Origin of the sequence: Vibrio sonorensis, assembly GCF_001854765.1 — a bacterium.
Taxonomy (GTDB): domain Bacteria; phylum Pseudomonadota; class Gammaproteobacteria; order Enterobacterales; family Vibrionaceae; genus Vibrio; species Vibrio sonorensis.
Genome location: NZ_LJJE01000022.1, coordinates 1 through 13,920 on the forward strand (window position 1 = coordinate 1; position 13,920 = coordinate 13,920).

Genomic DNA, 13,920 nt, shown 5'->3' on the forward strand with positions numbered 1-13,920 from the left:
AATCCCACATCATAATTTAGCCCTTCAGAAGTAAAGGTAGCAGTTGTCGGGTTGCCACCTGAATTGAGCGTCATTCCTGTCGAGTTGTAAAAGATACCAGAGGTTTCAATAGTGTTGTTTCCAACGGTAATAGTTTTAGCTCGAAAGACAGAACTAGAATTGTTGTCCAATACGATCAAACCACTTGTGGATATTTCGGTGTCTACTAACGCAACAACAAAGTCTGCTTCGTTGATGTAGATACCATCTTTTGGGCTGTTCGTTGTTGCTTGACTTTGAGGGGAAGAGTTCTGACCCGACTCCTCTTCACCTCCTCCACCACCACATCCACTAAGTAATAAAGTTAAAAATACTGGGCCCAATAAAAAAACACGATACATAAAAACTCCTTTTGTAGTTGCAGCATGCTATGAGAGAATTTTTTATTTTTGTAAATCTTATATAAAGGGCATAAAAAAATAGTCTTTAGGAACAATGCTACAAATGGAAATTGAATATCCAAAATTTTAAATTAAATCTAATAATAAAAATAAACATTATTAGAAATAGTATCTTAGAGAAGAGTAATAAAGGCTGATTAATTGATAGTTTCGACATTGATGGGAGGTCGGATTTATTATTAAAAATAACGAGAGGTAAAATTTCTTACACCAATTGATATTCGTTTGATTTTACAGATTAATTACTTTATAAAATGGTTTTAAATTTTTTCCAAATATAATATTATTACTCGTTTTTTGGTTTGTAGTTTGTTAAGTGGATTTGTATGAAAATAAAGTATGGCGTGTTTTATTTGTCTTGTTTTTTGATATTAATGGTGACGCGTCCTGTTAATGCCGCCATCTATCAGATAGAGGTAATGAGTGAGCGTGACAATGAGAACTACGCTAGTGCAGTGGCAGAGTTAACCACCGTTACGGATTGTTTTAAGGAGGACTGTTCCGCAATAGAACCAATTTTTGCTTCTTATGGGCGAATTGGGGAGGGAGCAAGTTGGCTATCAAACGAATTCCCATTTTTAGATGACAGTCGATTTAAGTTATATGGCCATACAACAAATAGCGAACAATATTTATCTTACTGTCAATTGAATTTGAAATATTCCAACTGTCAAGAGTGGGCAGACAATCGTTATCTAGGGACTCAAGGTTCTGGTGGCGCGAATAGGTTTGTTAATTCTTACACTTGGCATTCAAATTTTAATGTTAGTACTAATAACAATAAGGCTTCCGCGACTAATGGAGTATCTATTATAAGTGAAGTCTCAGGCAATATTTCTGGGACTAATGAAGTGTTAATTAATAAAGTAAAAAACGAATTAATTGGTAGTTCTAGTAGCGGTTACATGCATACGGGAATGAATAATTACGCTAGACAGTACATGAGTCGAGGTTTCTATGGGACCTATGCACTAGAGCCAATTGTTACTGCTCAACCGCTAGATACTATGGGCGTTACACGAGCATATGATGCATTTGAATATAACGGGAAGACATATGTAGTTGGCTCATCGGCATTTTCGATTTACGGCAACAAATATGATTGCGACACTGTTTCCGACCCTCATACCAAGCCACAGTGTCAGAACTTAACGTTTAATAATCAAGCTGTAGTCTGGGACGTAACAAATATTGGGGCAGTTACTGTATCAAAAGTAACCAATGCTACAACAGGGCACAGTCGAGCCAAGCAAGTGTTAGGGCGGCGACGTTGGATTCATCCAATATGGATAGCCCAGTGTTAGCTGGTTATTACAGTCGCGTTGATTCAACCAACTTACATCAAGAAGCTGCGGTATTTATGCCCACGTTTGATCTTGGGGGAGAAATAAATGGTTGGTCCGTTCAAGCGATTGAAGGCACTCAGCTTAATACAAACGGATACTTATACACTCACTCAATTGCAACGGATATTAATCGCCATCTTATTGTCGTCGGAAGCAGCAAACGAGGAAATTACGATGGACAGTTGGCCGATGCTGATGTGACTTCACAAAGTGGTTCACTAAACAATCGACTGTGGGTGGCGAATGCGTCACAACTTCCGATTACCGCGTCGTATTTATCCGAGGGGATTTTCTTCGATGGAGCTGGTGGGAAAATACACGCCATAAACGATTTCAACGAGATTGTCGGTAATATTGACTTTAATGATAAACCGGAAATAAATGGAACAGAACGTTTAAAAAGAGGGTTCATTTACCCACATGACGCTACGGGAATTATTGGTGCCCGAAGTGATATTTTTAAAAATCAAGCATGGTGGTTAGATGATCTGACTAACGACGGAACACTTGCTGGACATCATAATAAGTTTCGTATCATCGACGCCAACGATATAAACAATGCGGGAATTATTGCGGCGACGGCCTGATGTGTCCGGATGGATACAAAAGTATTGAGCACAACGCAACGTGTGAAAGCGAAACTAAAATCGTGTCCGTAAAACTGATACCTATTAATGGAGCGTCTTCAGATGATATTCGCCTTAGAACCAAGAAAGTAGAGCCAGAAGCACCAGAAGTAAAACCTATTGAGGAAAATACCCCTCAACCCAATCCAGCACCAAGCGATAGTATAATCAAAAATACGTCGTCGGGAAGTTTTGGTTATTTGGGCTTGATCCTATGCGTATTTATTGGTGTGTGGCGACGTGCTGTAAGGCATTGAGTTTTAAAAGTAGAACCAAAAACCGCTCGGAATAAGCGAGCGGTTTTTGTGTTGGTTAAAAATTTATTTTTTAATGACGGTCCAGCCACTCAAAGTCGCATTGTAGGCAACAGCAAAAATATAGTCTGCAGATTGGTGTTTGACAGTGAACAATTTTAACGTGAAATTGTTACCATTATCAGATGTGATAGGACAACCCGTTCCAGTAACTGAAGTAGCGGAATAGTAATAGTCTTTCGTTCTGCTAATTACTGCATTGTCAAAGGTGCAACCGTTGCTCAGGGTTAATGTGATATTACCTGCACTGTCGATCTGGATTTGATCACCTCCGCTGGTGCCACCTGTAAATGTTCCTACAAGCTCATTCATAGCAATACTCGCCCCCGCTTTTTTAAGGCCTGTATATGAGCTTGCATCAAAAGAGGCTAACGAGCCAACATCATATTCAAGGCCTTGTGCCGTGAAAGTTGCTTTTGTTGGATTGCCACCAGACCTTATAGTTAGGCGGCCAGCGTTGAAGTATATGCCTGAGGTTTCAATAGTATTACTTCCAACAGTAATTGTTTTACCGTGAAACAGAGACTCTTTGGGGTAGTCTATGACGAAAAGACCATTGTTAGCTGCGTCTTTATCCACTAAAGCTACCGCAAATCTGTCAGAGTTATAGTAGATGCCGTTTTGAGGGGATGTCGGCTCGGTATTACTTTGCGTTTGTACGTTTTGATTAGAGGTTGTGTTATCACCGCCTCCACTTCCGCCTCCACATGCACTTAGTGCAACCGCTAAAACTACTGCACCAACAAAACGTGAGTGGTTCATAAATACTCCTTGGGTAATTGATTATCATCCTAATTAAAAATATATTTTAAGATAACGACTTTAGTAGTCCTTATCTAATTTTTGGTCTTGAATTTATGACTGATTCTTTATAAGAATTTGGATTTTAATTATTGTTTATTTAACGTGTTTGAAACATTGCTTATTAACAATTTTAATTTTTATATAATTGAAAAATCTGAATGAAAATGTTTGATTTTTTATGTTGTCCAGTATCTTTTTGAATATTATTCCATTCGTATCAATAATGATATTTATTTTCATGTGTTGATGTAACACTTTTTGACCGTAATATTGACTCAACAGTGATTAGCGGGTTAATTGATAATATTGCATAATAATTGTTTAACTATTAGGGATTAAAGTCTCACGTCGTGTTCTGTTTCAATTAAAACTAGTACCACTTAAAGGCTCTGGGGGAATATCTTCCGTATTTTGAGACTGTTAATAGGCATAGGATAATGAAGGTAGGCAGTGTCTTTCTCGACTTTAAAGAATCACCCTTTATCAATCTTGACCTAAAGTCGACTTTAAGTTGTAGCATCCCAATTATTCAGATTTTGTTTTACTTGATAGGAATAAAGTATGTGGGATGAAGTGTACCGCTCGACTGACTATGTTTATGGCGTGGAGCCCAATGACTTTCTTAGAAAACACGCCAATCATCTTCCCAAAGGGAAAATCTTAAGTTTGGCAGAGGGGGAAGGGCGCAACGCTGTTTATCTTGCCAAACTCGGTTACGAGGTTACCGCGGTCGATTGCTCTATGGTCGGTCTAGAAAAAGCTCGGTTGCTTGCCAAACACAACGGCGTAGACATCAATTTTATTCATTCAGATTTGGTCGATTTTGACATTGGCTGGAACCAATGGGATGGCATTGTCTCTATCTTTTGTCCTTTGAGTTCAGAGCAGCGCGCGTCGGTGTTGAGAAGAGTAGAGTTAGGTTTAAAGGTTGGTGGCGTTTTTCTCACAGAGTCCTATACGCCCGAACAAATTAAGTATGGTACGGGAGGAGGGAATAATCCCGATACTATGCAAACGAGAGAAACATTGACAGAAGAGTTGAAAATGCTGAGTTTTATTCTCTTAACAGAGTGTGAGAGAGAAGTGATAGAGGGCACTTACCACACTGGATTGGCATCAGTGGTTCAGGGGATAGGTAGAAAGCAATTTTGCCCGCTTTAGCATAACTGTAACAACGATTCGTAAATGAAACCGGTAAGCAAAACCGCTCTAATGAGCGGTTTTTGAGACTTTAATAGGCTTAAGTGGCCAAATGCTGATTCACAAGAGGTCGTATGTCTTAGACTGCTTCACTCAAGATTTTAGTACGTAGTCGCGTATCTTTGATTACGCTTTTCCAGCCATCCGCTAATTCTGGTTAAGAGTAGTGCGAATAAGACGACAAATGCGCCGACCCATGGGGTCTGCATCAATCCAGAGTGTTCAACGATCAAACCGCCAGTCCAAGAGCCAAATGCAATACCCACATTAAAGGCGGCTATGTTAAGGCCCGATGCCACATCAACCGCGTTAGGGGTATATTTTTCGGCTAGCTTGACCACATAAACCTGTAGCGCCGGGACATTGCCGAAGGCAAAGGCTCCCCATATGAGGACGGTCGCAATAGTAGCAACTGGGTTAAATGCAGTAACAGTAAACATCAATAAAACTGCAATCAGGCCAGTAAATATTAGGGTCAAAGATTTAATCGGTCCCATAGAATCGGCCATCTTACCGCCCCATAAGTTGCCAAATGCAACAGATACGCCATAAACCAACATAATCAAGCTTATGGCATTGGCACCAAACCCAGAGACCGATTCCAATATAGGTGCTAAAAATGTAAAAGCAGTAAATGTTCCCCCGTACCCCAAGGCGGTAATTGCGTACACCAAGAGTAAGCGTGGGTGTGTGAGCACCTTGAGTTGTGATGACAGTTTACTTGCTGGTGGTTGCTTTAAATTACTAGGAACAAGAAAGGCGCTTCCTATCAAAGCGAGTATGCCCAATACGGAAACCACTAAAAAGGTGGTTTGCCAGCCAAATGTTTGTCCTATCCATGTGCCGAGAGGTACACCCGTAACGAGGGCAACCGTTAGGCCAGTAAACATGATAGCAATGGCGCTGGCAGACTTTTCTTTGCTAACTAAACTGGTCGCAATGGTTGAGCCTATAGAGAAAAATACACCGTGAGCTAAGCCAGTTAGCACTCGTGCAATAATGAGAGTGTTGTAGTTTGGTGCCTGCCATGCCAGAAGATTTCCCAGCACAAACAAGATCATAACCGAGAGTAAAACGTGTTTTCGTTTCCACTTGCTTGTTACTGCTGTTAAAACGGGAGCGCCAACGGCGACCCCCAAAGCGTATAGACTCACTAATAGTCCAGCAGAGGGTAGGGAAACGTTTAAGTCGCTGGCCATGGTGGGAATTAATCCAACAATGACAAACTCGGTGGTTCCAATCGCAAAGGCGCTTAGAGTTAGCGCGAATAGGGCTATAGGCATAGCAATTTCTCTTTTAATTAATCCATATTTTCAGCAAGCCGCATAAGGGTATAGGCTTGCGTTGCGAATATTATTGGTGAGCTGTTTGTTGTGATAAATAGTGTTTATTACAAATTACTTTTGTTATAAATGTGGGTAATCGGATGGGGTTGGGGGAGAGAATAAATGCTAACGCGTTCGGATGAACTCGAAATCCTACTAGCGGTGGTTGACAGTGGCGGGTTCTCTGCTGCGGCTGAGAGCATGGGTATTCAAGTTGCCAGAGTGTCACGAGCAGTAAATAAAGTTGAATCGCAATTAGGAGCAACACTGCTAAATCGAACGACCAGACGAGTCGAAGTTACCGAAGAAGGTCGCCAATTTGTTGAGGCAGTAAGGATGGGTTTGAGTCAGCTTCAAAAAGCGGAAGAGGATATTATTACTAAAGATCAATTACCTAAAGGTCGCCTTCGAGTAGACGCGGCTAGCCCATTTGTTTTGCATCAGTTGGTGAAACTCGTTCAGCCTTTTAAAAAAGCCTATCCCGATATTCAACTGGATATAACGTCTAACGAAGGCTTTGTAGATCTATTGGAAAAACGAACGGATATTGCAATTAGAATTGGTCAATCTCCAGACTCCACATTGCACGCAAGGCCTCTAGGAAGTAGCCCATTGCATATTGTTGCGTCGCCGAGTTACATCAGTAAAAGAGGCGTACCCAAGGTGGTTTCAGATTTAAAAAGTCACAGTTTGATTGGTTTTTCTGGAGCGAAGGCACTTAACCAATGGCCATTAAAAGGGTTCGAAATGGGCGAACCTGAGATTATTTCAAGCAGTGGCGAAACCGTGCGTCAGCTTGTTTTGGCTGGAAATGGAATTGCGTGCCTATCGGGATTTATGGTGAAAAATGATTTAAAAAACGGACAATTAGTAAGTCTACTTGAGAAAGATAAAGTGACCAATACAAGTCGAGAGCAGGTGAGCGCGGTGTATTATAAATCTTCTTCTGTTTCTAAGAGAATTTCGGCTTTTATTGACTTTATTCAACCGAGATTAATATTGAAATAAAGAGAGAATTTAGGGCTTGCGAGACGAACATATTGGGTATAAAAAGCCCCTTTGTTTACTGCATCTGGGCAAATCAAAAAAAAGTTATGCCGTTCTTTTAAAGAGCGCTGGTCGTTATTGTTTATTTGCTCCGAAGCACTTCGCAACAGATAACGGATTGTCGCTTTCTTAGGTTGAATAACCAGCTCGGTGTTCGGAGCACCTATCATACTCCTTAATTGCCTAAATATTGGTTGAGCTTTACCGCACTCTTAGAGTGCGGTTTTTTTTGAAATAGCATATTTTTTAGTAGGTTATACTTATTGCTCTTAATTTTTGATGGCTGGGTGAGTTAGTCTAAATAGGTCGTAAGTTTGCTTTGAAGTGCAATGACGATGGTTGCTTTATCGCAGCTGACGACCATTAATTTTCTCTAACTAATAAATGCTTTTGCGCTCCATAAGGGGCGCTTTTTTTGTGTAGTTAGTCACTGAATTAGCAAGGTTTCGCTGCTTTTGGCGAGGCCACTAGGATAAGCATAAAATCAAAATATTAGCTTTAGTTGCCCTTACCTAAAACTATAGAGACAAGTAGTTTATTAATTGTTCCAAGCGGGTGAGTGATTTTATTCGACGTGTTATCCACTCACTTGCTTGGAACCATCGTATTTTAATTGACTTAATACCTTTGCGCTCTTTACGAGCGCTTTTTTAAATCAAAAAAGGGTAAGTAGGCGTAAAAATTATATTTATAATTCAGCAATTTACTTCTATTTTACAATCTCTTTTATTGGTATGATTGCATATGTTTTTATGTTGGTTAAAACACTGTATTTATCATGATTCGTCGAGTTGTTTTTGGATTAGTGCTCTGCAGTTTTTCAACAAAGAATTACGCTGTTGAATTATTGGTAGGCCCTGCCTTTGGGCATCGTACCCTTACTATCACGGAAGATAGTTCATCTATTGATGTTGCTGAGTTTCAATCAGGTGGCATCAGTATATCCCCATATGTTTCTTTGCGGACGGATCCGTTTTATTTAGGTCATGATTCCAATTGGGGGATTACTTTTTCGGCCGACTTTTTTGTATCAAGCTAGATAAGCAATCGAGTGATCACTCATTCGGTAATGGCTATCAGGTTGATGGTATGAACACTTCAATCCGAGGAAGATCATTTTATTTAACACCAATTCTTTATTACCAATTTGGTAAAGGCCACTCGCAAAGTTGGCAATATCGATTGGGAGCGGGATTAGGGTTGGGATATCAGAGCCACGAAGGTGAGTTTGTGATTACGAACACAGAACATTCCAGAGTGGGAGAAAGAGATAGGATCGATCACTCGGGATATGCGATTACTGGTGGCGTATACTTTGAAGCAAGTTATGGCAATCACATTATTAGCTTAAACGGGGATCTAATTTCTGCGGATAAATCTGGCTCAAAATATCATTACTTAGAAAACAACGTGTCTTTGAAATATCAATACAGAATACGACTCTTTTAATGGGTCGCTGCCGATTGTAACAAGTGATAACCATAAGCGCCGCGAATGCGGCGCTTTTGACTTAGGTCTCTTACCGCAGTGTTGGTTTCTTAAATAGCGCTAACACAAATCCGATCACGGCGAGAACTAATACCGCAAGTAGAGGGAACAGAGGTGGATTAGCCATCGTATTGACACTGACGTCATAAGTCCGAGTCGCAATAATCCCCACTTGTGTAAGAACAAGCGCGAAAATAGCAAATACAGACCAAGTTTCTCCTTTTCTAAAAGGCACGGCTAATAGAATGAGTACAGCAAGCCCTGAAGAGAGGAATCCAGCCGATACCGACTTCATAAAGTTAACCGACATGTTTTGCATCCCTTGAGACAAACCTTGCCAAGTGGTTTCCATCGCCGCGAGGTGATAAGGCATGATGGTTGGCGCGGTGAGATAGGTTGCTCCTGTCGCTATCATCAACAAGGCGATGATAGAGAATAAAACAAACGAAGTTTTGTGAAACGTATTCATTAGATTTCCTTAGTACTCGTTACGATTAGACGATGCCTTGTTCTAAAACACTTTCAGCGGTAGCAAGTATTGCTTCTTCGCTACTTCTAGGTTGCCAACCTAATGTACTTCTCGCTTTGTGATTGCTTACTCTACGTTCGTTATCTAAGTCTTTTACAACGGTTTTTATTGCAGGGTCAAAACGGCTTACTAGCTTCACTAGCCAGCTTGGCAAGTTGCGTTTAGGAATGGCTTTGTCGTACTCGGGATAGCCTTTGCGAAGTGTTTCTGCGACTTCGCTAAACCATTTAAAATCAGCGGCTGCAATAAATCGTTCACCTGCGGCTTTGGGGTGAAACAGTGCGCGAATATGAAGTTCCGCAACGTCTCTAACATCCACCATAGCGAACCCGATATTTGGAAGGCCAATAAACTCGCCTTTTAGCAACTTAACGACGATCTCTGCAGAGGTGCCATAGTCTTTCTCTAAAACAGGACCAAGGATCGCGCCGGGGTTGATCACTGAAAGTTCGAGATTGTTTTCTTTTGCAAAGTTCCATGCGAACTGCTCGGCCAAAGTTTTGGACTTGTAATAGGGTGTGACTTTTTTAGGGTCGTTTCCAGTCCAATGCGATTCATTATATGGGCTTTGTCCATCACCGTAGATCACTGCTGCAATTGAAGAAGTCAACACCACACGTTTTACGCCAGCTTTGACGGCAGCCTGCAAAACGCGTTTGGTTCCTTCAACTGCTGGCTTGATCACTTCGTCTTCGCTTTTTGGTACATAAGTAAGAAATGGTGAAGCGGCATGAATAACGTAGTCAGCGCCTTTGACGGCGTTCTCCCAGCCTCGGTCGTTGAGTAAGTCAGCTTCATGGAAGGATAGGCGATTTTTATCTTGTATCCCATTTTGGATGATAAGTGCTTGTATATCTGCGGCTCGCTTCATCGAACGCAGCGTCCCGCGTACTTGGTAGCCCATAGCGAGCAGTTGTTTCGCGATGTGACTGCCTAAAAACCCACTGATCCCAGTGACCACAATTACGGTGTTTTCAGGGTCTTTAAGATTGGAATGTAACGAGTGACTTGCCTCAAAGTTATTCATGCTTGATTCCTTAGTTACGTTCTGACATTTTGTGTATATATTGTCAGGGTGACGTTTTTTGTAAAATATGTCAAGATGTATTGAAAGCAATAAATGGAGCGATGAATGCAAGCTCAAGAAACTCAACTACGGATAATGTCGGCAGCGGTGGCGGTGTTTGGTCAATATGGCTACAAGAAAACCACTATGCAGGACATCGCTGATGAGGCGGGTTTATCTCGTCCTGCGGTATATCAGTACTACAAAAACAAAGCAGCGGTTTTTCACGGTCTTTTGGTCGATGTGTTTTCAAAGGCAAAATCTTCGGCGATGGCGCAGTTTGAGAGTACGCAAAGCCTTTTACTCGTTTAACAGAGGGGCTGATCGCTTTTGAAAAAGTGGTGCTAACACCAACGTTAACTACGCCCAAAGGGCACGAACTGATCCCACTCGCGGAGTCCTTGGCACCAGAAGAAATGGACGAGATACGCAGGTGGCTGTTTGAGCATCTGGTGGCACTATTAGAACAAGGCAAAGCTTGCAACGAGTTGAACCTATCGGCGCTAAACGTGAATCAAGAGCAGCTAGCGCAATTAATCCTATCTGGGATCACCGGCGTAAAGCACTCAGTCAAAACGATGGAAGAGTTGGAAAGTCAAAGCCGCCTGTTTTTTGATGTGCTTTTTAATGGATTGAAACATGAATAGTACCTACCAGCAGGCGCTACACTTGTTAAATCAGGTAGGTGACGATACTTGCTTATCTTTTTTTAACAGTTTTCCAAGTGTAGAAAAGCTGAGTATTCAACCTTTGTCACCAAGTTGGCTCGATATCTGTGATTGTCTATCCCACGTAGGAAGCGCATCTAGCCATACACAAGCTTTGGTAGAGACGATTGTCAGTAACGCTCCTCGGCAGCAGTGGCGACAGCCATACAAAATCGAAGACTTTGGTGAAGATTTTTATAACAAAGTGGCATGGTTTCCGATTGCTGACGCCAACGGTCCCTTAATATTTGAACAAGGATTGATGGAAGTAATGTTACTGGATGCCAACACTGAGTATCCAGCGCATAAGCATCAACCGGAAGAACTCTATTTTGTTCTAGCGGGAAAAGTTTGGTGGAAAGCCGATGGAGCCAAAGGCTCTTGGAAACACGCAGGGGAGTATATCCACCATTTACCCAATGTTGTTCATTCAATTAAAGCCTCTGACCAACCAGTACTGATTTTAAGTTGTTGGCGTGGAGGCGGTTTCGAGATGCCGGATATCGTATAAGGGTGGAGTTCAGTTTGCTAGTATGCAATTAGGTTTTTATTGTCCTAAACTTTTTGGATGAGTTTCTCCTTGGGTATAGAGCATGGAACTACTAATTGTTGATGATTCAAAATCGGTGCTGGCTTTTGCACAACAACTTGTCTCTCAGCAGTTTGCTGACAGAGTTAATGTACACCTATGCGAATCGGGTCGCGAGGCAGAGAGTGTTCTTGATAGCCAGCCCATCGATCTTGTTATGACGGATGTATTCATGCCAGAGATGGACGGGTATGAACTTACCAAGCGTATCAGAAAAAAATACAAAGATATGATGGTGGTCGTTATGTCGGGTGGATATCGGCAAGCAAGCTCTGATACAACGTTAAAAACCGCTTCAATTTTGGGCGCTGATTTTGTTATCGATAAAAGCGACTTAGAAGTGGAACTGACAAAAACTCTTCAACTGTTTTTAGGTGTTTCCGACTAAGCGAAAAATATAGCAAAGCGCTATAAAATTAACCTAATTCATTTCATTAAATACCTTTCTCGTTATTTTAGGCAGAGATGCTGTAGCACGAGCCTCTCGCCTCGCTTTGTGTCGAAGTAATCAAGTTCTAATAAACCCCTTTAACTTTATGGTTGAATTGCAAATGATAATGAATATCATTCCTTTGTGAATTTCAATTATGAGGGTCGTTTATGAGCGATCAAGCGTTAGGTTCCACAGAAATATCGGTACACGATATGGAGTGGAAAGGAGTCAAGTTAACTGAAGCGGCAGCCGCCAGAATCAATCAACTTACAAAAGGGTCACAGCACTTTTTAATTGATGTTAAGCCATCTGGTTGCACGGGCTTTGCCTATGACGTGAAGTTGGTTGAAACACCTGATGCAGATGCCCTCTCATATCAGTCTTTTGATACCACGTTTTATGTCGCTTTAAAGGCTATGCCCATGGTGGATGGCACGGAAGTGGACTTTGTGCGTGAAGGACTGAATCAATCTTTTGTTTACCACAACCCAAACGTAAAAAATTTATGCGGTTGCGGTGAAAGCTTTGGAGTGTAACTAAATGTGTGCGGTTGAAGTGCAAGCGGAAGTAGAAGAGGTTCTGCAAAGAGGCAGTTACAAAGAAGGTTTCTACACCGAGGTTTCTAGTGACACACTATCCGTGGGGATCACTGAAGAGGTAGTGAGAGCGATTTCTGCCAAGAGAAATGAACCAGAGTGGATGTTAGAGTTCCGACTTGATGCCTTTAGAAAATGGCAGCAGATGGAAGAGCCACACTGGTTAAAAGCGGATTACCCGAGCTTGGACTATCAGAGCTATAGCTATTATTCCGCTCCGAGCTGTGAAAAATGTGAAGGTGAGGAGTCCAATGACGGCTCCAACGAGTACCTCACTTCAGAAGTAGAAAAAGCCTTTGAGCAACTGGGGGTTCCGGTTCGCGAAGGCGCAAACATTGCTGTTGACGCTATCTTCGATTCAGTTTCTGTCACCACAACATATCGAGAAGAACTGGCGGAACAAGGCATCATTTTCTGCTCATTTAGCGAAGCGATTCAAGAACATCCAGAGCTAGTTCAGAAATATCTAGGCACAGTGGTTCCGGCAGACGACAACTTTTTCGCGGCCCTTAATGCGGCAGTGGCTTCCGACGGTACCTTCGTATACGTGCCACCGGGCGTGCGTTGTCCGCGAGAACTCTCTACTTATTTCCGTATTAACCAAGCCAAAACTGGCCAGTTTGAACGCACTATTTTAGTGGCGGATGAAGGCGCATACGTCAGCTATATCGAAGGGTGTTCAGCGCCAGTGCGAGACAGCTATCAATTGCACGCTGCAGTGGTTGAGGTGATTGTTCATAAGCATGCAGAAGTTAAGTACTCGACGGTTCAAAACTGGTTCTCCGGTGAAGCGGGAACGGAAGGCGGAATACTTAACTTCGTCACGAAACGAGCCGTCTGCGAAGGGGACTTTAGCAAAATGTCTTGGACGCAGTCAGAAACGGGTTCTGCTATTACTTGGAAGTACCCAAGTGTGATCCTTAAAGGCAATCATTCGGTTGGGGAATTTTTCTCAGTTGCACTTACCAGTGGAAGCCAGCAGGCAGATACGGGCACTAAGATGATCCACATCGGAAAGAACACTCGTTCTACCATCATCTCAAAGGGGATCTCTGCTGGTGAAAGCCAAAACAGTTATCGCGGCTTGGTTAAGGTGCTACCGGGAGCGGAAGGGGCTCGAAACTTTACCCAATGCGACTCGATGTTGATCGGTGCAGACTGTGGTGCACACACTTTCCCTTACGTTGAAGTGAAGAACCCGACGGCTCAAATTGAGCACGAAGCGACGACGTCGAGAATTGGCGAAGACCAACTCTTTTACTGCGTTCAGCGCGGCATCAGTGAAGATGATGCAATCTCAATGATTGTTAACGGATTTTGTAAAGATGTGTTCTCGGAACTACCGTTGGAATTTGCGGTGGAAGCTCAAAAACTATTGTCAATCAGCCTAGAACACAGTGTGGGATAAAA

The 13,920-nt window shown here is 42.1% G+C and carries 16 protein-coding genes and 1 pseudogene; 12 read left to right on the forward strand and 5 right to left on the reverse strand.

Going from position 1 to position 13,920, the window contains the following annotated elements; all coding sequences use genetic code 11:
• Positions 1 to 380, reverse strand: a pseudogene (locus tag BLO31_RS03720) (hypothetical protein); the annotation flags it as partial.
• Positions 381 to 766: 386 nt separating this feature from the next.
• Here BLO31_RS03720 and BLO31_RS24805 point away from each other — a divergent pair.
• Genes BLO31_RS24805 through BLO31_RS03735 form a run of 3 tightly spaced genes read left to right on the forward strand, consistent with a single transcriptional unit; the run spans position 767 to position 2,669 of the window.
• A complete protein-coding gene (locus BLO31_RS24805; protein ID WP_070962947.1) occupies positions 767 to 1,744 on the forward strand; it encodes a DUF3466 family protein in 978 nt (325 codons plus the stop codon).
• A complete protein-coding gene (locus BLO31_RS24810; protein WP_139158930.1) occupies positions 1,711 to 2,373 on the forward strand; it encodes a DUF3466 family protein in 663 nt (220 codons plus the stop codon). Before BLO31_RS24805 ends, BLO31_RS24810 begins: the two co-directional genes overlap by 34 nt.
• Positions 2,373 to 2,669 carry a hypothetical protein gene (locus BLO31_RS03735; RefSeq protein WP_070962949.1) on the forward strand — a complete coding sequence of 99 codons (297 nt, stop codon included), beginning with the start codon at positions 2,373 to 2,375 and terminating at the stop codon, positions 2,667 to 2,669. Before BLO31_RS24810 ends, BLO31_RS03735 begins: the two co-directional genes overlap by 1 nt.
• Before the next feature lie 63 nt (positions 2,670 to 2,732).
• Here BLO31_RS03735 and BLO31_RS03740 read toward each other — a convergent pair whose 3' ends face one another.
• A complete protein-coding gene (locus tag BLO31_RS03740) occupies positions 2,733 to 3,488 on the reverse strand; it encodes a hypothetical protein (RefSeq protein ID WP_070962950.1) in 756 nt (251 codons plus the stop codon).
• Positions 3,489 to 4,091: 603 nt separating this feature from the next.
• On the opposite strand from BLO31_RS03740, the gene BLO31_RS03745 reads away from it, so the two are divergent.
• Positions 4,092 to 4,691: a class I SAM-dependent methyltransferase gene (locus BLO31_RS03745; RefSeq protein WP_070962951.1), complete on the forward strand. Its 600-nt coding sequence runs from the start codon at positions 4,092 to 4,094 to the stop codon at positions 4,689 to 4,691.
• 140 nt (positions 4,692 to 4,831) lie between these two features.
• On the opposite strand, the gene BLO31_RS03750 is transcribed toward BLO31_RS03745, so the two are convergent.
• Positions 4,832 to 6,013: an MFS transporter gene (locus BLO31_RS03750; protein ID WP_070962952.1), complete on the reverse strand. Its 1,182-nt coding sequence runs from the start codon at positions 6,011 to 6,013 to the stop codon at positions 4,832 to 4,834.
• 165 nt (positions 6,014 to 6,178) lie between these two features.
• Between BLO31_RS03750 and BLO31_RS03755 the strand changes: the two genes are divergently transcribed.
• Entirely contained in the window at positions 6,179 to 7,063 is an 885-nt protein-coding gene (locus tag BLO31_RS03755; RefSeq protein ID WP_070962953.1) for a LysR family transcriptional regulator, read from the forward strand.
• A gap of 1,128 nt (positions 7,064 to 8,191) precedes the next feature.
• The gene (locus tag BLO31_RS03765) at positions 8,192 to 8,551 is read left to right on the forward strand and encodes a hypothetical protein (RefSeq protein WP_139158931.1); all 360 of its coding nucleotides are present in this window, start codon (positions 8,192 to 8,194) and stop codon (positions 8,549 to 8,551) included.
• 70 nt (positions 8,552 to 8,621) lie between these two features.
• Here the strand turns inward: BLO31_RS03765 and BLO31_RS03770 are convergent, their stop codons facing one another.
• A complete protein-coding gene (locus BLO31_RS03770; protein WP_070962956.1) occupies positions 8,622 to 9,059 on the reverse strand; it encodes a hypothetical protein in 438 nt (145 codons plus the stop codon).
• A gap of 25 nt (positions 9,060 to 9,084) precedes the next feature.
• Positions 9,085 to 10,146: an SDR family oxidoreductase gene (locus BLO31_RS03775; protein ID WP_084659591.1), complete on the reverse strand. Its 1,062-nt coding sequence runs from the start codon at positions 10,144 to 10,146 to the stop codon at positions 9,085 to 9,087.
• Between the two features lie 105 nt (positions 10,147 to 10,251).
• On the opposite strand from BLO31_RS03775, the gene BLO31_RS03780 reads away from it, so the two are divergent.
• From BLO31_RS03780 to sufB, 6 genes are all read left to right on the forward strand, one after another.
• Complete coding sequence (locus BLO31_RS03780) at positions 10,252 to 10,497, forward strand: TetR/AcrR family transcriptional regulator (protein ID WP_070962957.1); 246 nt, start codon at positions 10,252 to 10,254, stop codon at positions 10,495 to 10,497.
• Between the two features lie 29 nt (positions 10,498 to 10,526).
• Positions 10,527 to 10,832 (forward strand): hypothetical protein, encoded by a 306-nt coding sequence (locus tag BLO31_RS03785; protein WP_070962958.1) that lies wholly within the window; start codon positions 10,527 to 10,529, stop codon positions 10,830 to 10,832.
• Complete coding sequence (locus BLO31_RS03790) at positions 10,825 to 11,403, forward strand: dimethylsulfonioproprionate lyase family protein (RefSeq protein WP_070962959.1); 579 nt, start codon at positions 10,825 to 10,827, stop codon at positions 11,401 to 11,403. The genes BLO31_RS03785 and BLO31_RS03790 overlap by 8 nt, the downstream gene beginning before the upstream one ends.
• A gap of 82 nt (positions 11,404 to 11,485) precedes the next feature.
• A complete protein-coding gene (locus BLO31_RS03795; RefSeq protein WP_070962960.1) occupies positions 11,486 to 11,869 on the forward strand; it encodes a response regulator transcription factor in 384 nt (127 codons plus the stop codon).
• A 212-nt stretch (positions 11,870 to 12,081) separates the two neighbouring features.
• On the forward strand, positions 12,082 to 12,450 hold the full coding sequence (locus tag BLO31_RS03800) for an iron-sulfur cluster assembly accessory protein (RefSeq protein ID WP_070962961.1): 369 nt from the start codon (positions 12,082 to 12,084) through the stop codon (positions 12,448 to 12,450).
• 4 nt (positions 12,451 to 12,454) lie between these two features.
• Positions 12,455 to 13,918: a Fe-S cluster assembly protein SufB gene (gene sufB / locus BLO31_RS03805; RefSeq protein WP_070962962.1), complete on the forward strand. Its 1,464-nt coding sequence runs from the start codon at positions 12,455 to 12,457 to the stop codon at positions 13,916 to 13,918.
• The last annotated feature ends 2 nt before the right edge of the window (positions 13,919 to 13,920 follow it).